At 48.9% G+C, this 18,441-nt stretch carries 15 protein-coding genes and 4 pseudogenes; 6 read left to right on the forward strand and 13 right to left on the reverse strand.

The annotated features are described in order from the left end of the window. Positions 1–153 precede the first annotated feature (153 nt). The 7 genes from G614_RS0119060 to G614_RS0119090 form a co-directional block, all read right to left on the reverse strand. Positions 154–870, reverse strand: a complete 717-nt coding sequence (locus G614_RS0119060) for a CAP domain-containing protein (protein ID WP_027643229.1) — start codon at positions 868–870, stop codon at positions 154–156. A gap of 124 nt (positions 871–994) precedes the next feature. Then, positions 995–1,837, reverse strand: coding sequence for a carbohydrate ABC transporter permease (locus G614_RS0119065; RefSeq protein ID WP_027643230.1), 843 nt, complete (start codon positions 1,835–1,837; stop codon positions 995–997). Between the two features lie 12 nt (positions 1,838–1,849). Beyond that, on the reverse strand, positions 1,850–2,737 hold the full coding sequence (locus G614_RS0119070; protein WP_027643231.1) for a carbohydrate ABC transporter permease: 888 nt from the start codon (positions 2,735–2,737) through the stop codon (positions 1,850–1,852). A 53-nt stretch (positions 2,738–2,790) separates the two neighbouring features. Further along, positions 2,791–4,092 (reverse strand): ABC transporter substrate-binding protein, encoded by a 1,302-nt coding sequence (locus tag G614_RS0119075; RefSeq protein WP_027643232.1) that lies wholly within the window; start codon positions 4,090–4,092, stop codon positions 2,791–2,793. A 17-nt stretch (positions 4,093–4,109) separates the two neighbouring features. After that, positions 4,110–5,156 carry a glycoside hydrolase family 32 protein gene (locus G614_RS0119080; RefSeq protein WP_027643233.1) on the reverse strand — a complete coding sequence of 349 codons (1,047 nt, stop codon included), beginning with the start codon at positions 5,154–5,156 and terminating at the stop codon, positions 4,110–4,112. A 242-nt stretch (positions 5,157–5,398) separates the two neighbouring features. Next, complete coding sequence (locus G614_RS0119085) at positions 5,399–6,373, reverse strand: LacI family DNA-binding transcriptional regulator (protein WP_027643234.1); 975 nt, start codon at positions 6,371–6,373, stop codon at positions 5,399–5,401. 603 nt (positions 6,374–6,976) lie between these two features. Further along, entirely contained in the window at positions 6,977–9,514 is a 2,538-nt protein-coding gene (locus G614_RS0119090; protein ID WP_027643235.1) for an FAD-dependent oxidoreductase, read from the reverse strand. Between the two features lie 255 nt (positions 9,515–9,769). Between G614_RS0119090 and G614_RS31415 the strand changes: the two genes are divergently transcribed. Next, complete coding sequence (locus tag G614_RS31415) at positions 9,770–9,967, forward strand: hypothetical protein (RefSeq protein WP_155245081.1); 198 nt, start codon at positions 9,770–9,772, stop codon at positions 9,965–9,967. Here the strand turns inward: G614_RS31415 and G614_RS34600 are convergent. The 6 genes and pseudogenes from G614_RS34600 to G614_RS0119115 all read right to left on the reverse strand — a co-directional run bounded on the left by G614_RS34600 (position 9,935) and on the right by G614_RS0119115 (position 13,786). Then, a pseudogene (locus G614_RS34600) lies at positions 9,935–10,599 on the reverse strand (sugar phosphate isomerase/epimerase family protein). The gene G614_RS31415 and the pseudogene G614_RS34600 overlap by 33 nt on opposite strands. A gap of 10 nt (positions 10,600–10,609) precedes the next feature. After that, positions 10,610–11,130: pseudogene (locus G614_RS28085) on the reverse strand (Gfo/Idh/MocA family protein); the annotation flags it as partial. Between the two features lie 5 nt (positions 11,131–11,135). Then, positions 11,136–11,315 (reverse strand): annotated as a pseudogene (gene tnpA, locus G614_RS30340) (IS200/IS605 family transposase); the annotation flags it as partial. A 722-nt stretch (positions 11,316–12,037) separates the two neighbouring features. Continuing rightward, a complete protein-coding gene (locus tag G614_RS0119105) occupies positions 12,038–12,448 on the reverse strand; it encodes an ester cyclase (RefSeq protein WP_027643236.1) in 411 nt (136 codons plus the stop codon). Positions 12,449–12,483: 35 nt separating this feature from the next. Beyond that, entirely contained in the window at positions 12,484–13,284 is an 801-nt protein-coding gene (locus tag G614_RS0119110; protein ID WP_027643237.1) for a helix-turn-helix domain-containing protein, read from the reverse strand. Positions 13,285–13,321: 37 nt separating this feature from the next. Then, complete coding sequence (locus tag G614_RS0119115; protein WP_027643238.1) at positions 13,322–13,786, reverse strand: GNAT family N-acetyltransferase; 465 nt, start codon at positions 13,784–13,786, stop codon at positions 13,322–13,324. Between the two features lie 391 nt (positions 13,787–14,177). Between G614_RS0119115 and G614_RS0119120 the strand changes: the two genes are divergently transcribed. From G614_RS0119120 to G614_RS28090, 5 genes and pseudogenes are all read left to right on the forward strand, one after another. Then, a complete protein-coding gene (locus G614_RS0119120; protein WP_027643239.1) occupies positions 14,178–14,591 on the forward strand; it encodes a cysteine-rich VLP domain-containing protein in 414 nt (137 codons plus the stop codon). 113 nt (positions 14,592–14,704) lie between these two features. After that, complete coding sequence (locus G614_RS0119125) at positions 14,705–15,100, forward strand: replication initiator protein A (RefSeq protein WP_027643240.1); 396 nt, start codon at positions 14,705–14,707, stop codon at positions 15,098–15,100. Between the two features lie 187 nt (positions 15,101–15,287). Continuing rightward, on the forward strand, positions 15,288–16,229 hold the full coding sequence (gene mobV, locus G614_RS0119130; RefSeq protein ID WP_027643241.1) for a MobV family relaxase: 942 nt from the start codon (positions 15,288–15,290) through the stop codon (positions 16,227–16,229). Next, positions 16,213–16,425 carry a hypothetical protein gene (locus G614_RS0119135; RefSeq protein ID WP_027643242.1) on the forward strand — a complete coding sequence of 71 codons (213 nt, stop codon included), beginning with the start codon at positions 16,213–16,215 and terminating at the stop codon, positions 16,423–16,425. Before mobV ends, G614_RS0119135 begins: the two co-directional genes overlap by 17 nt. 94 nt (positions 16,426–16,519) lie before the next feature. Continuing rightward, positions 16,520–18,024: pseudogene (locus tag G614_RS28090) on the forward strand (recombinase family protein). The last annotated feature ends 417 nt before the right edge of the window (positions 18,025–18,441 follow it).

The raw sequence follows: 18,441 nt of genomic DNA on the forward strand, positions 1-18,441 counted from the left end.
GTTTATCTCTTCCCTTGTTTAATACTATAGCATTGAACATTATGCTTGTCAATGTGTAATTCATTTTTATTTTTTTATGCATAATTCACATTATTTTAAAAAACACCAGCCAGGCCGGAACACTTCCGGCCTGGCTGGCTATCTTCTCCTATCTTACTTTATGAATAGCTGTGTCCAATAATCGGTTCCGCTGGCATCCTTATAATGTCCTACCCCAATGGAAGTAAAATCACGGTTCAGAATATTTGCCCTGTGGCCTGAGCTGTTCATCCAGCTCTGCATCACTGCCTCAGGCGAGTTCTGTCCATAGGCAATGTTCTCCCCAACACTTCTGTAGCTGATCCCGGCCTGTGTCAGGACTGTACTGAAATTGCTGCCATCAGGTCTGGTATGTGAAAATGTGCTCTTGATTTCATGTGCTCTTGTGTTGGCTGCCTCTGCCACGCCTTTGTGGACAGACAGTGGATTAAGGCCCGCCTTTGCCCTCTCTGCATTTACCAGTTCAACCACTGCATCCGCATATGCGTCCTGGCTGCCGCCGTTATCCGGCTCACCTGGCAGTGAATTATCCGGCATCTCAGGTCCCGGCAGTTCCGGTGTGGGAAAGATGAAGTCAGGCGGCGTAACCTGCGGCCGACTGTTATCTGGCAGCACTGGGCCTGCGCCCCACCCGTTATTCTGGCCCCAGTTCCCATTCTGGCCTATATTACCAGGAAGGCAGTTCTGTCCTCCCACTCCAATCACGTATGCTCTTCCTTTGGCAAAAGGAATCTGATATGTAGATACGGCTGCCAGTGATGTCACCGGTATTGCTGTGGATACAAGCATGGCTGCGGCTGCGGACAATGTGTACATGGATATCTTTCTCATGGTTACCTCCTTATGTGTTACATAATTATTACATTTCTGTTACAAAACTATAATAACACATAATATTTGGAAAGCCATTAGGGAAAGATTGGAAAAAATGTATGCCGCGGGCCCCTCTCTGGTGCTATCCCTTTATGCCAGTGGATGCGATACCTTCCACGTAATATTTCTGAAGAAATACGAACATCAGCAGCATGGGGATTGCCGATATGGTCAGGGACGCCATGATGGCGCCATAGTGTATTGGCTTTGAGCCAAAGAACGTCTGGATGGCAAGCTGGATTGTCCTCATATCCTCCCCTGTGACCACCAGCATGGGCCACATGAAGTCATTCCAGTGGGCCACGAAGTCCAGGATGAATATAGTGGCGTACACCGTGCCTGAGATGGGCATTACAATGGTAAAAAATGTCTTGATTGGGCCGCAGCCGTCTATGGCCGCCGCTTCCAGCAGGTCATCGGGAATGTCTAAGAAGAACTGACGGAACATGTAGATGGAGAAGCATTTCCCCACAAAGGGAACAATCAGTCCGGCCCAGGTATTCACCCAGCCAAGGCTGGCAACCTCCTTGTAAAGGGGCAGCATGATGGCCTCCATGGGAAGCACCATAAGGCTGATGACCACTGTCAGCAGCAGCTCCTTTCCGGGGAAATCGAATTTTGCCAGGGCATATCCGCAGATGGAATTGACCGCCAGGTCCAGGATAACAATGACAAACACATAGAACAGGCTGTTGAGGATGAATTTCATCATATTCACCCTGGTAAACACCTCAACATAGTTCCCAAGGGCGGCACCTGTGGGCCAGAACGTCCTGATGGTGCTCATGTCGGAGAATATCTGCGCCTCCGGTTTCAGGGACGCGGCAATCATCCACAGGAGCGGCGATACAAAAATCAGGGCGACAATTGCATTTCCGCCATAGAACAAAACGCGTTTCAGGATATCTTTTTCCTTTATTCCCATGATTCTCCCTCCTTAATCTGCCTTGATAACCCGCTTTAACATCAGCGACATGGTTACCACTATAACAAAGAATACGGTTGCCACACTGCAGGCGTACCCGAAATTCCTGCTCTGGAAGCCCTGTTCATAGATATAATACACAAGGGTCCTGGTGGAGTTCTGGGGGCCGCCCTGGGTCATGACATAGGGCTGCGTGAACAGCTTCATGGCCTGAATCATAGTAATCATGACAACGTATTTAATGACATTTTTAAGCCCCGGCAGGGTCACATACAGGAACTTCTGGAAAGCGCCCGCACCGTCGATGGACGCCGCTTCATACTGGTCTCCCGGTATGGCCTGAAGTCCTGCCAGGAAAATCATCATCTGATACCCTGCCGCCTGCCAGGCCGACATGAAGATAATGGAATTCATGGACGTCTTGGGGTCTGTCAGGAAACCGCAGGGGGAAAAGCCCAGCTTTGTGAGAAATGCGTTCAGAAGGCCTGTGCTGGGATTGGGATTGTACAGCACGCTCCAGAGGATGGCAACCACCACCATGGAAGTGATGTTGGGGCTGAAATAGGCTGCCCGGAATATGGATACTCCTTTTCTCCTGGATGAAATCAGCATGGCTAAAAGCAGGGCCAGAATACACTGGAAGGGAACTACCACCACCGTAAAGTAGATGGTGTTTACCAGGGATTTCTTAAAGTCCCTGTCCCCAAAAAGCTCCACGAAATTGTCCAGTCCGCAGAATTTAATCTTATCCGGCCTGAGGATATTGTAATCAGTAAATGCATAGCGGACCGTGGAAACAGCGGGCAGTATGAGGAACGCTGCCAGCAGCACCACTGCCGGAAGGATGAACAGGAACGCGGCCCGCCTTTCATGGACCTTATTCTTAGTACCATACTTCATGATATACCTCCTTTCCCTGTTAAAGGGAAGGGGGAGCATCGTCCCCCTCACCATTACTCTGCGTAGTTCTTCTGGTAGTTGGAATCAAAATCAGCTGCCAGCTGGTCTAAGGACTCTTTTACACCCGCGCCCGTGAACATGTTCATCATGGCCTCTGAGAATCCGGGTGACAGCACGGTATAGCCAGGTGTTCTAGGTCTTGGATGGCCCGTATTCAGTGACTGCTCCTTAAAGAGGGAACGGGGATATTCATTGTACTCTGTCAGCGTGTCATAGCTGGATGCCCTGGTGGGAAGTTTTGCTATGGCCTGGGCGTAAGAGGTCACATTTTCCTCATTCATCAGATAGGAGATAACAACGCCTGCGGCTTCCTCGTCCGCATTCCTGGTGATACAGGCAGCCCAGTCCCCGGTAGGCGATGTGTTGATGCCGCCATTGTCAGCTACCGGAAAGTATGTAACGCCCCAGTTCAGGTCCGGGAAGGACTGCTCCAGAGTGGCCACTTCCCAGGAACCGCCCAGCATGGTGGCGCATTTTCCATTGTGGAACTCCTGCTTCATGGGGTCTATATTGGCATAGCCATCCTGAATCAGGCTGTTGAGGAAATTGGCTGCCTGAATTCCTTTTTCACTGTTCACATAGCCGTCTGCCTTGGAACCGTCCTCGCTTACAAAGTCAGTGCCGTTGGAAATCCAGAACTGCTCCAGCACATAGGGCAGCCCCTCTCCCTTATCCATGATAATGTTGGTCCCGGCCACGTCGCTGGTGGTCAGCTTCCCGGCAATATCAGCGAATTCAGACCAGGTCAGGGCATCCTCCATCTTATCCGGCATGGTGATGCCGGCTGCGTCTGTCATATCCTTATTGTAGTACAATGCCACAGAACTCTCAGTGGCTCCCAGGGCGTACAGCTTGCCGTCATAGGTTCCCTGCACCTTGATGGATTCCACGAAATCACTCAAATCCTCCTCTGTAAAATAGGCGTCAATGGGTACGATGATTCCGTCCGCCGCGTAATTGGATATGTTGGGACCGTCCACAAACAGGATGTCAGGCAGGTCGTTGCTTGTCACGGCCGCGTTAATTTTATCCTCGTATGCATAGGAATCCGCCCGCACGATGGCTTCTCTCTTAAGCTCGATTTCTCCCTTGTGTTCTTCATTGAAAGCATTGATTTTCTCTCCCCACCATTCTTCAATAGCCGGTTCATCCGTGGGACTCCAGATGGTCACCATCTTAGCTCCGTCGCTGTTGGTCCTTCCTCCCCCTGATTTGGAACCGCCGCCGCAGCCGCTCAGTACGGATGCCGCCAAAACAGCCGCCAGTGTCATACATGCCAATCTCTTATTCTTCATAACCAATCTCCCTCTCTTCATGATTTATGGTTCCAGATGGACTCCATGGTCCATACCTCCAAACGATTCAGACTCCCGGCCGCAAAATCCGCCTCCAGATGCCCCTCTGTGCTGTCCTGGTAAAACAGCTTGGTGCCTGCGGCCTCTCCGTGTTTAAGTAAACCTCCGCCCATCATTTCCTTCCTTTGCAAGGCCCGTTCATGCTCCTGGAGGAGAGGACCTTTAAAGCTCCACCCTCCATCCTCCCGGACATACAGCAGGATGGACGGCACGCCGTCCAGGCTGGAGCCCAATACCATATAGTCCTTGCCTTCCACCTGCTGTACCTTGGGGTCCCTGAAATCAAAGGACGCCCCCTCTGGTCTTTCAGTGATGCATGGGCGCTCCTTCTCCACATGGATGCCGTCGCTGCACACGGCCTCTGTCTGCCATTCCCTGGTTTTCTCACCGTCCTCCTGCGGACCGTGGTGACGGGTCAGATACAGATGCATCTGTTCCCCCATCACCTGGGCGCTTCCCGAAAAGGCCCCTCCTTTGTGTTCCTTATCCCTCCACAAGTCCGGCTGTGGTTCCAGAACATAAGGCATATGTGTCCAATGAACCAAATCCCGGCTCACCGCATGGCCCCAGTACATGTCATTCCATTCCTGCCCAAAGGGATTGGACTGGTAGAACAGATGGTAATATCCCTTAAACCAGCAGAGTCCATTCGGATCATTTACCCAGTTCATAAAGGGATTGAAATGATACTGCTCCCTTACAGGAGTATCATACCATTTTCCCAGTTCATTACCGCTGTCCGGGTCCAGGAACCTTATCCCCCGTTCCATCAAATCCGGTCCCCCGCTCAGATACATCTGGGTGAGACCAATCCCTTTATGCCTGATGCGGTATGTACCCTTCTCAGGAAGAGCCAGCTGTACCAGACGGTACCAGTCGTCATTCATGTGAACCTGCTGTTCCTTTCCTCCGGGTCCTTCCAGGCATATCCAGCCATCCCTGTCATCAGATTTTTCAGCAAATATACAGATGGATTCATATTCCCCGCTGTCAAATTCCAACAACCACCCCCCCCCTTTTTTTTTTTTTTTTTTATTCTGTTTGTGTCTATTTTCCTGAATGGAACCCGTTTCACATCCACACTATAGTACTACTAGATTAGTATGTCAATATTTTTTTGTAAAAGAACGCAAAAATAGTGCACAATATACAGTTTTTCACTTCGCATATTGTGCACTATTTTCATTTCATTTCCAATTATTGTATTTATGTTTCTCAGGTATCCTCTGTGTCCATGTGGAACATTTTATGTTGTTCCACCTTTTTGTATGGAAACAGGCAGGATTTGTTCCATTTCTACTTTCTTACCATCCAACAGATCCATCATGGTATCCACACAGGCCGTTGCCAGTCCCGGTATATCCTGCGCTATGCTGGTAAGCTTGGGGGTAAACAGCCGGGTCATGTCAACTGCGTCATAACCAACGATATGGAGTTTCTCCGGAACCTTCACGCCTCTTTGGTTTGCTATGTTAAGGCAGTAGAGGGCTCCTATATCCGTAGTAAACACCCCGTCAATATCCCGGTAAATATCCATGTACTGTTCCATGATACGGCAATAGTAATCATATTCCATCATGTTCCAGGCCATTTCAATGGTTTTGACAGATGCACCATTTTCCTCCATAACCCGCTTAAATTCCTGATGCCTGTCATTGGAAGGCGTATGTACGCGAAAGGAACCGCCAAAGTTCAGCACATTCCTGCATCCCGCATCCAAAAGAAGCCGGGCCGCCATCCTGCCTCCCGCCTTGTGGTCCGAGTGTATAACAGGAATATCCGGTCCCAGATTCCGGTCCATGGCAACCACCGGCTTGTTCAGGTTCAAGTACGCGTAATCCTGGAGGGAATGGGCACCGGTAATGATGCCGTCCATTACATTCTGGCGCAGCATGTCAATAAAGTCCTGCTCACGGTTGCTTATCTCAATGGTATTGCAGATCATGGCCTTATACCCGTTCTTGTAGAGCTGGATTTCCATGTGCTTCAGCAGCTTGCTGAAAAATGGATTTTCCATATCAGGGACCACGATTCCAATGATTCCCGTCCTGTTCCGAAACAGGTTCCTGGCCAGCTCATTTGGCTGATAGTCCAGCTCCTTAGCGACTTCAAGGATTTTTGCCTTGGTATCCTCCGCCACATAGCCTGTCCCGTTAAGAGCACGAGAAACAGTCCCCACCCCTACACCTGCTTTTTTTGCCACATCCCTGATACTTGCCATTTGCCCAGACGACCTCCATCGCATAAAACTTCATTACGTAGTACTAATATCTTAGCAGGAGGAAGGTAAAAACGCAAGCGGGACCCAGAAAGGATTTGACAGAGAACCACAACCAAATGTTTCCGCAATCTGTATTTTTTGTTATTTGGATATATCCTGTATTTGTATGCTTTTAACATTGACTGTCACCGCCTTTCTACCCTGGGACCTGAGCGCATGCACTACATCCATAAACTCCTTGAACACGTTCCCTGTCAACCAGTTTCTCAAATTTTCCGTCTATTTTAAATGTAGTTCCTACAACTGCTCCAGTATGGAAGCTAGATTCCTACGAAACAGTAGTCACAAATCTTGACAAGGGGGGGGATTCCCTCTTGATGAGTTAAAGAAACTGAATGCATTTACTGTCCTATATGGAGAACGGTTGAGCGGTTATCTGTAGATAGGGAATGGCCGGGAACAGCGCAAACTGTAACTCCCGGCCATCTTATTCTTTTGGCATTAGCAGTATTACCAGAAATGCCCAACCTTATTCATGAGGCCGGGTGTGGGCAGCGCCCACGATCTGGAAAACCTGCGAATGCCTATTTGTCGTGTATCTGCCTAATTCTCCATCACTTCCTGATATGTGGCATGGTTCTCCAGCGCCTCCGTCATAGCCGCCATCTGGGACAAATCACCTAACAGAATCACACCGCTCATCCGGTTATTCAGGAAATAGTATTTCCGGTACTGCTCCTTACCCATATCCCTAAATTCCACTGTCTTATAATAGAGATTCGGGTTTCTTCCGTTGTCGCCCGCCGCAAACAGGGCGGTGTTCATGCCGTGGAAGGTTAGGGCCGCAGGTACCGGCGTGTATTCCAGACTGTCACCGGCCGCGTTGGCGCCGGCAGTCTTGCCCTGCTCCACAGCCTCCGGCCAGATGCCGTAATTAGTGTCATGGTACTGTGCACAGTCACCACAGGCATAGATGCCGGAAACGGAGGTCTCCATCAGCTCATTGACAACTACCCCCTTCTTCGTCTCCAATCCCATCTTCTTCGCCAGCTCTATGTTGGCGCGGATGCCTGCGGACACAATCACCATCCCGGCTTCCACCACTTCCCCGGTTTTCAGGCGGACACCGCTCACATGGCCGTCCCCCTCGATGGCTTCCACATTGACACCGGTGCGGATAACCACGCCGGCTTTGGATGCAATTATCTTCAACTGCTCCCCGGAACTCTCATCCAGCTGACGTCCCATCAGGGATGGCGCCATTTCAAGCACTGTCACCTCAAGGCCGGCCTTCTTAAGCTCCCACGCTGCTTCCAGTCCCAAAACGCCGCCTCCGATAACCACGGCCTTCCCCGTGCTCTTCATCAGAGTCTCCACTTTTCTGACATCAGAAAGCCGTCTGATTGCCGCCACCTCCGGTAACTTGCTTCCTTCCATAGGCGGAATAAAGCATTCACTTCCCAGCGCGTAAATCAGCTTCGTGAAATGCAGCTTCGTTCCGTCGTCAAGAAGCGCCTCCCTGGCATCCATATCCACGCTCTCCACCCGTTTTCCAAGCATCTGGTGCACCTGATTTTCCTCATACCATGCAGCATCCACCATAGCTATCTGCTCCGGCTCCAGACCTGCGACCAGGGATTTGGTCAGCATGGGACGGTTGTAGGACGGATAGGGCTCCTCGGATACCATAATAATCCGCCCTGTGGCATCCCTCTCCCGGATGGCTTTTGCGGCATTAAATCCGGCCGCGCCGTTACCGAGAATCAGATAGTCGCTGGCCGTGTTGTTGGTGAAATCATTTACCACATCGTCCACCGGCACAAAGTTCTCCCGGCCCACGCCGCAGACAGGACAAATCTCGATGGAGGAATCAAAAATCTCCCCGCAAACCAGACATTTAACCAGCTTCCTGCTGCCCTTTGCCACCACCGCCTTCGGCTTCTTCGACTGCACCAGACATCCGAACTGATATCCGAACTCATAGGCACTCACCAAATCTGCCTCCGACGGTTTGAACCGCACCTTGAATCCGTCTACCACCTTCATTTTCAACTGTTTCAAGCGCTCGGTGATATGGGGTACTCCCTCGCCGCTCCAGCCGTAGCTGCCGAAAGCTCCCGCATATTTTCCGCCGTGGGTCACACTGAACATGCCCAGCGTCAAATCCCAGATAGGACGCAGCGCCTCGGCAATAATGGTGGGCGTACCAAACAGAATTCCGTCTGCAAACTGTAACTCCTCCTGCACCTTCGCCGTGTCGGCCGTCACCATATCGTAGCTGCGCACGTCGATATCGCCGCTGTCGGCAATTCCCTCCGCAATCTTCTCCGCCAGCAGTCCCGTATATCCGTAGGCGCTGACGTAAGGGATGATAACGGTTTTCTTCCCGTTTGGATTTACCACCGTGGACCATTCCCGGTAAAGGGCCATCACCTGCTTAATTCTGTCACCCACCAGCACCGGACCGTGACCCGTGCACACCATGCTGATATCCAGGGATTTCACCCGGTCCAGGGCCTTCAGCATAAACGGTTTATATGGACCGATAATACAGTCAAAATAGTAGCGCAGCGCCTTTATGTAATCGTCCTCATTCTGAATCTTATCCGACACCACCTCTTCCAGGCAGTAGTGGGAGCCAAAGGAATCGCAGGTCACCAGAATCTGCTCCTCCTCGATAAATGTGTACATGGTATCCGGCCAGTGCAGGTTTGGAACCAGCATGAAATGCAGCGTCCGCTGGCCAATGGTCATCCGCTGGCCGTCCTTCACCGCAATGCTGACAAAGTCCCGGTTCACGATTTCTTTTAAGAAACTAATGGCACAGGGAGTCGCCAGTATCTTCATCTGGGGACTGTAATCCAGCAGCCGCTCCACACTCCCCGCATGGTCCGGCTCCGTGTGGCTGGTCACCAGATAGTCAATCTTCGTGACGTCAATCACCTCTTTCAATTTTTCCAGATAGTCGTCAAAAAACCTGGCCTTTGCCGTCTCAAATAACACCACCTTATTCCCGGTCTTCATCACATAGGAATTGTAGGTTGTGCCAAACTCCGTATACATCACAATATCAAACACCCGCAGCTTGTCGTCAATAATACCCGTCCAGTAGAACCCGTCTCTCAATTTAATCGCTTCCATAGTCAGCACCTCTCCTTTACACACATGAATTACAGATAATAAGTTATTCTATGATTCCACTTTAACGCAAATCCCGCCCTGTGTCTATTGCATTTGCCACATATTGGCAAACTATTATAAATCTTTTTCTGGAATCTGCTCAACCAATGAGAGCGTTGACTCGATTTTAACATTCACTTTGCCACTCGTCATAAACCGGCGGAAGCCGTAGTCCCCAATATAATCTGCATGGGCAACTCCGGAGCAGGGAATATCATGATTCCAGTGATACAAGCTGTATTACCTACAGATAAATCAAAATCTGATGACAATATACACAACATTTGCCCCATGGCAACAATACCCAAAACCGAAGTGTTAAGTCCAATGGCAAAAATATTTTCAACTGTCAGGAAGTATTCCGACAACATTGAAAAAATATTATACTACAAACTGCTCTATGTAACGTTTTGAAAGCTTTAAGATGTCCAGAATTCTTTCCCGATCTGCTTCAAACGCCCGGTCCTCCACTTCCACACAGGTAAACCCATCATAACCAATATCAGTCAGCGCAGACACATAACGTCCCCAGTCCACATCTCCCAGTCCTGGAAGCTTGGGTTCCATATATTCAAGCGGATATGCCATGATTCCCACATCCTTAAGCTTCTGGGGATAAACCTTGATATCCTTATAGTGTACATGAAATATCCTCTCTCTGAATTCATAGATAGGCTGGATATAATCCATCATCTGCCACACAAAATGGCTGGGATCGTAATTGATGCCAAAGCTTTTGCTTGGTATAATATAAGGTGCCGTATGGCAGCCTCCCGTTTCTGAAGATCACCGTCCATGGTGTTGGGATAATATGCCAGGGCGCTGATCTCAACTCCCGTCTTTTTACATGTCTCATGAATATGGTCCACGTACTCATGGCTGTCATTATCCACGTCAATATGGCTGACACCCGCATAGCGGCGTTCCGCTTTCCCTTGGGGCCAGCACGCGGCTTCCACGCACTCATACCCCAGTCCGGCAGCCGTATCCATCATTTCCTCAAAAGTCCATCCATCCAGGATGGCACTGACAAACCCTAACTTCATCTCATTCTCCTTAGCCTATTTTAATTGTTTTTCCTGTTTTGGCAGATACTATACTTGCAAAAACTGCTTCCATGGCGCTGAATACGCTTTTTCCACTGAGCTGTGCTTCCTTTCCGTGAACAATACAGTCCATAAAGGCATCTATTACGCCTGATTTCGTCTGCTTGTCATTGGTCTGAATCTGATCTACATTGTACAGGATGACCTCATTGTCTGGCTTTATAATCTTGATGCAGTATTCCGGGTCTTCATAGATACGCATAATTCCCTTGGACCCGTATAATATGGTGGAGTTGTCTTCCTGACCATAGTAGGTCCAGCTGGCTGTCATAGTTCCCACTGCGCCTGATACCATCTTATAGATACAGATGGCATTGTCGTCCACCTCGATCAGGTTTCCGCTTCCATCTTTTTTATCCAGATGGTAATCACAGCGGTTGTCTCTGTCACATGTTCTCCCATCAGGTACTGGATCAGATCTGTCTTATGGATTCCCAGATCCGCCATAGCTCCCATGGCAGCCTTTTTTTGTCAAATACACTATACTTAGGCGGGATTGCCACCAGCATATGTACATGATCCGGCATTAATTTTCCCTCCAATATTTCTACCCCTTTATAGCTTAGTTGTAATATATCTCGCAAATCCTCTTTATATTGATTATAAATGATTTTTCGTCTATACTTAGGTGTGAAGACGATATGGTATTTGCACATCCACTTAGGTCAGTTTATAAGGAACTACACGCAGACCGTGAAACGGGCTGCTGACAACAAATAAAGGCTGAACATCAAGTACAGGGAAAGTGCGAGATATTCAGCCTGTTTTGTTGTCTGGGGTTTCCAAAGGGGCTTGCCCCTTGGCACACGACTTTGCTTGCAAAGTGTAGTGTGTTATACGCTCTGTCAGCGTTGCCGTAAAAATGCTGTTGCCGCCGGTGAGGGCAAGGGCATTTGAAGCGGCAGGAAAACAGGGCTGTGATTGCGTGGCGTGAAGCCGCAAGCGCAGGACTGGTTTCATCAGCAGACAGGGCGTATATGAAAGCCCCGTCCCCTGTCCCTCGTCCCACGCCCCGACTTGTGGACAAAGTGTCCCGAAGTGTGGCCACACTCCCGGAAAAGTAGCAGGACAGCGGGCAACCGTCAAGACTGAAATGAACGGGCTTGCGCCCGGTCTTGACTGTCGCTCGCCGTCCCGCTAAATGGATGGACAAGGCGGCCAATCTGTCAAAGTGCTTGGCCACCCTCTTTCTGATTTTGGGGCGTTTCCTTTTCTCAAAATTGAAATGGGCGGGAAGCCGCCATCTTAGGGCTTTTCCGCCTTGATTGCCCATCAGCAAAGACAGGTGGGACTGTCAACGGCGGCGCATGAAATGCGCCGTTCATCTTGACCGTTGACTGGCTCGACTGGCTTTGTTACCTCCCCGACAAACTGGGGCTTATACAGATTGAATTAAATGGTGTTCAAAAAAAGTTTCAAAAGTATTTGTAGCACCACCATGTTCTACAATTTTTCCATCTATAACTTTATCAATATCCACCCCTGTAATTTCCAAAACCTTATTTGTAGGTGTTATTCCGAGAAATTCTCCCTTATGAGTGCCTCTCATAATAAATTCTGAAATAACATAATCATCTACTTCATATTGACGGATAATTTTCATAATGTAATCAGGATAAGTTTTTTTCAATGCTAATAGGTGTTCTTTCATTCCGTCTATTCCTATGAACGTTTCTTTTTCTCCAATTCTTTGAACACAGTCCTCTGATATATATTTAGAGATTTCATCAAGTAAATTATCCGAAATAATAACTTCATAGAAATATTTTACAATATCCTTATTTTTCATGCGAAACCTCCACAACTTCTAAATTTGTTGCCCTATCATTTTCGTCCTCGCTGTGGATTTGGATTTTTCAGCAAGTCCGACTTCTCAGCAATCTTTTTCAGCCACTTCTTTTCTTCTTCCGACAGCTTCTTATAGTTCAGTTTGAGCCGCTTACAGATAAAGACCATAGCCGCCTGTTCCGGGTCACTATCCGGGCTGGCGGTTTCCTCAGCGGTCTGCAAGAAATCTTCCAGTGGGTTATCCTCCGGGACGCTGAAAAAATCGTCCTTGTGGGCTTCCCGCAGGTCAAGTGCTATCCTGTTTATGTCCTGCTGTATCACATAGCGGCAAAAGCTATCCTCGTCAATGTGGGCGGTAATTAGCTGTCTTAACTGCGGGTCGGTCAAGCCGGGATTGTGCCGTTTCATAATTGTTGCACTCATAGCATCCACAATGGCGTTTGCGGCTTGTACCTGCTTTGTTGCTACGCCGTTCACATAAATTTCAAGGTCGGCCATGAGTCGGGGAAAATCCGGGTGTGTCGCCAACTCGCATAGGAGGGAATTGTCCACCAGCCCGCTTTTCAAGAGTTCAATCATATCATCACTCAAACGCAGGTCTGCAAGATCAGCGTTTGGGTGATTTTTTATTTGAGAACGGCCCAGCAGATAATCAACAGACACTTCGTAAAACTTCGCCAGCTTGATAAGGGCATAGTGGCTGATGTCCTTGAAATTGTCGCCCTCATAACTGCCTAAAGCAGATTTGGACAGGTGGGTTTCCTCTGCAAGCTGTTCCAGCGTCAAGCCACGCTCCACACGCAGGTCTTTTAGGCGTTCTTGTATGGATAGTTCCATGCGCTCCCTCCTCGTCTGCTCGATAAACTGGGAGTTATCACTCTGGCAATTCCATTTCATTATTCATTTTTATAAATCCGTATTTTTCATATAACAGCCGCCCCAAATCAGTTGCTTCTAATGATATAGCTGTAATCCCTTTATTCCTAGTATCTTTAATCAGCATATCTAATGTTTTAATAGCAATACCTCTTCTTCTGTATTCAGGGTCAGTATACATATTCATTATATAAGCTTTTTTTCCGCTCGGATTATGATAAGTTGGCATTACTTGAAAAAAACTGACACCACCAGCTCCAATGAAACGTTCTCCGTCAAAAACCAAATATGCAATATGGGAACCATCATGCAGTGCTTTTTGATAATAGCGATAGGACTCTTTTTCTACTTCATTCATATCTACCTCATCAGATAGTTGATTAGCTGCCCTTAATACCTTTATCCTTGTTTCTGTTAACAGATTGATATCTTCAAGCGTTGCCCTTTTATAAGTTAAATCCATATTATATTCTCTCCTCAAACTCCAATTTACCGTTCTGTTTCTTCCATTCTACCACAATTCCGAGAGCGTGGAAATAGAGAGTTTTTCGGGCTGATTTCCTACCTTTCGGATATACGGCACAGGCGGTCAAAAAAGTGTAGACTTGAGATAGTTCATCGGTGGACAGCACTTTGAAAACAGAATGACCGTCCGAAAAGGAATACCCCGGCTGGGGAAGCACAGCAAGGAGCGTCGGGGCCCCCGCAAAGCCGTATGGCTTTGTGGGGAGAGGAGGAGCAGCGGAGCGAGTGAGTTTTGCCGCTTGCGGCGAAACGAACGATACACAGCTTGCGACGACGAGGCAGGAAACCTTTTCGGATAGAACGGCAACGGAGAACAAACGGAGGGACGCATAAAAGAAAATCCATATAAACGCTTGCCGCCGCTGGAGCGCAGACCGGACGGAACGCCCTACCGTATGACGCCAGCGCAAAGGAAACAGGCCAACGCCTTAATACGGCGGGAGTGCTGTAACTGTGAGGACGGCAACTGCATTGTCCTTGACGATGGGGACACCTGCACCTGTCCGCAGATGGTTTCTTTCTCGGTCTGCTGTAAGTGGTTTCGGTGGGCGGTCTTGCCGCACGCCGGAACGCTGGAAGCGGAGATTTACCGGGGCAGGGACTTGAAACGCTGTGCGGTCTGCGGCGGCGTGTTCGTCCCCAAATCCAACCGGGGAAAATACTGCCCGGACTGCGCCGCCAGAGTTCACAGGCGGCAGAAAACAGAAAGTGAACGGAAAAGGAGGTCTGCTGTGGACAGTTAGACAGGAAAAAAGCCTTGATTTATCAGGCTTCGCAAGCCCCAAACCGGGGCGGGTGGTATAAAAAGTATCATTTCCCCCGGAAAACGGGCTTCTAACCGTCCACAAAGTACGCTATGACAAGCACGATTTATATTCATCAGCCGGAAAAGGCGTTCAGCTTCACCCGGCTCCCGAATTTCCTCTTTGAAGCACCCACATTCCAGCCCTTGTCCAACGAAGCAAAGCTATTGTATGCCTTTATCCTGCGGCGGGCGGAGTTATCCCGGAAAAACGGGTGGGCGGACGAGTACGGGCGTATTTACCTGTACTATCCCATCTGTGAGGTGGTGGACTTGCTCCATTGTGGGCGGCAGAAAGCCGTCAACACCCTGCGGGAGTTACAGTATGCGGAGCTGATTGACATTAAGAAACAGGGCTGTGGAAAACCCAACTGTATTTACCCAAAATCCTATGAAGCGGTTTCAAATACCAACTTCAAGAAATCCGATTATGGAACGCCGGAGGACTGAAAACCGTACCCGACAAGTACGATAATCAATCCTCTTGAAGTATGAAAATCGGACGGTATATAGAAATACAAAGATTAAAAATATTTTATTTATATCCATTCCATTCCAATCCTATCAGAGATAATTTCGGCGGGATTTTCCCTGTGGAAAACCCGCCGGAAAGAAATGGAACGTGGAAAGGAGCAGAATGGCACAACACGCAATTTTGCGGTTTGAGAAGCACAAGGGCAACCCGGCAAGGCCGCTGGAAGCCCACCACGAAAGGCAGAAAGAACAATACGCCAGCAATCCCGACATTGACACCAGTCGGAGCAAGTACAACTTCCATATCGTCAAGCCGGAGGGACGCTATTACCACTTCATTCAGAGCCGCATTGAACAGGCAAGGTGCCGCACCCGCAAGGACAGCACCCGGTTTGTCGATACGCTGATAACCGCCAGCCCGGAGTTTTTCAAGGGGAAATCCCCAAAGGAGATACAGGCATTTTTCCAAAGGGCGGCGGATTTCCTTATTGGCCGGGTAGGACGGGAAAATATCGTGTCGGCGGTGGTACACATGGACGAGAAAACACCCCACCTGCATTTGACCTTTGTTCCGCTGACAAAGGACAACCGCCTGTGCGCGAAAGAAATCATCGGCAACCGGGCGAATTTGACGAAGTGGCAGGACGATTTTCACGCCTATATGGTGGAGAAATACCCGGATTTGGAGCGTGGGGAAAGCGCAAGCAAGACGGGACGGAAGCATATCCCCACTCGTCTTTTCAAACAGGCGGTTTCCCTCTCTAAACAGGCCAGAGCAATTGAAGCCGCCCTTGACGGCATTAACCCGCTGAACGCCGGAAAGAAAAAAGAGGAAGCCCTCTCCCTGCTGAAAAAGTGGTTTCCACAGATGGAGAATTTCTCCGGGCAACTGAAAAAGTACAAGGTCACGATAAAATACCTTTTGGAAGAAAATCAAAAGCTGGAAGCAAGGGCAAAGGCCAGTGAAAGCGGCAAAATGAAAGACCGCATGGAACGGGCAAAGCTGGAAAGCGAACTGGAAAATATGCAAAGGCTGGTTGACCGTATTCCGCCGGAGGTACTGGCGGAACTGAAACGGGGGCGGCACTATAGAAAGGAAAGGTGATTTTATAAGTAATATCAGATACAAAAAGGAAACAGAGGTCGTAACTTTTCAAGGAAAGGAAATCACGCTGGAAAACCTCTCCCCGGTGTTCACGCCGGAGCAGGAAACGGCCAAACGCCGGGAACTGGAACAACAGCTTTATGAGGTATTCCGCAAGTATGCCGACAAACGGCAGAATGAGGAAGCCGGGGCGTAAGGTTTTCCGAAGCCATCGTTGATTTGCAGGGCTGCTGGCGGTATAATATAAGTGTCAGCAGCTCCGTTTCTTTTTTAAGAAAAGGAGCGACAAAATGAATAACAGAATAGACGCGATCTATGCAAGGCAATCGGTAGACAAAAAGAACAGCATTTCCATTGAAAGCCAGATTGAGTTTTGCAAATATGAATTGAAAGGCGGGAACTGCAAGGAATACACAGACAAAGGGTACAGCGGCAAGAACACAGACCGTCCGAAGTTTCAAGAACTGGTGCGGGATATTAAGCGGGGCTTGATTGCAAAGGTCATTGTTTACAAACTTGACCGTATCAGCCGTTCCATACTGGATTTTGCCAATATGATGGAACTGTTCCAGCAGTACAATGTGGAGTTTGTGTCCTCTACGGAAAAGTTTGATACCTCCACTCCGATGGGGCGGGCTATGCTGAACATCTGTATCGTGTTCGCCCAGCTTGAACGGGAAACGATACAGAAGCGGGTGATGGACGCTTACTACTCCCGTAGTCAGCGGGGCTTTAAGATGGGCGGGAAAGCCCCCTACGGCTTCCATACGGAGCCAATCAAAATGGACGGTATCAACACAAAGAAGCTGGTGGTAAACCCGGAGGAAGCGGCCAATATCCGGCTGATATTTGAGATGTACGCACAGCCCACAACCTCCTACGGGGACATTACCCGGCACTTTGCGGAACAAGGGATTTTGTTCTATGGCAAAGAACTGATACGCCCTACGCTGGCGCAGATGTTACGCAATCCCGTTTATGTTCAGGCAGACCTTGAGGTGTACGAGTTTTTCAAAGGTCAAGGGACGGTCATTGTCAATGACGCCGCCGACTTTACAGGAATGAACGGGTGTTATCTGTATCAGGGGCGGGATGTAAAGCACAGCAAGAAAAACGACTTAAAAGACCAAATGCTTGTGCTGGCTCCTCATGAGGGCATTGTCCCGTCTGATGTGTGGCTGGCGTGCCGTAAGAAGCTGATGAACAACATGAAAATCCAGTCCGCCCGGAAAGCTACTCATACATGGCTGGCGGGAAAAATCAAGTGCGGGAACTGCGGCTATGCGCTTATGAGTATCTTCAATCCGTCCGGCAAGCAATATCTCCGCTGTACGAAACGGCTGGACAATAAAAGCTGTTCGGGCTGTGGGAAAATCATGAACTGGAAGCGGTGGTTTATCAGCAGATGGTGAAGAAACTGGAAAAGCACAAGACGCTGACGGGCAGGAAGAAAGCGGCAAAGGCCAATCCGAAAATCGCCGCCCTGCAAGTGGAACTTCTCCATGTGGACAGCGAGATTGAAAAGCTGGTGGACAGTCTGACAGGCGCAAACAATGTCCTGCTCTCCTATGTGAATGTGAAGATAGCGGAACTGGACGGACGCAAGCAGGAACTTGTGAAGCAGATAGCAGAGTTGACAGTGGAAGCCATCAGCCCCGAACAAGTCAATCAGATTTCCGGCTACCTCGACACATGGGAGAATGTATCCTTTGACGACAAGCGGCGGGTGGTGGATTTGATGATTACCACCGTAGCCGCCACAAACAACAGCTTGAACATTACATGGAAAATCTGACGGGCGGTACGCCTCCCGTCGAGGGCGTAAAAAATTCTGTGTCCATGGAGGTTTAGGTTTCTCTGGAAAGAGTTCGATATGTATTTTTTGGAGGGCGTAAAAAATTCTGTGTCCATGGAGGTTTAGGTTTCTCTGGAAAGAGTTCGATATGTATTTTTTGTTGTCGATTCTTTAGATTTTCCTGCTGTCGATTGTTCTTTCTATTTATAGTATAACCACTGACGGGGGTTTTATACATCCGGATCGGATTTTTTGCATTAAAATAAAGGCATTCTCTGCATTGTCTCTTGTAGGCTCTGCCCACGCCCGGCCTTCGGAATAAGACCAGGGGTTCTGGCAATACTTTTAATGCCGATGGAATAAGGCTGGGGTGGCTGACCTTTCAAAATCAGTAGCCACCCTGGCTTTTTCTTTTAT

The sequence above is a fragment of the [Clostridium] clostridioforme AGR2157 genome (assembly GCF_000424325.1).
Classification (GTDB): Bacteria; Bacillota; Clostridia; order Lachnospirales; family Lachnospiraceae; genus Enterocloster; species Enterocloster clostridioformis_A.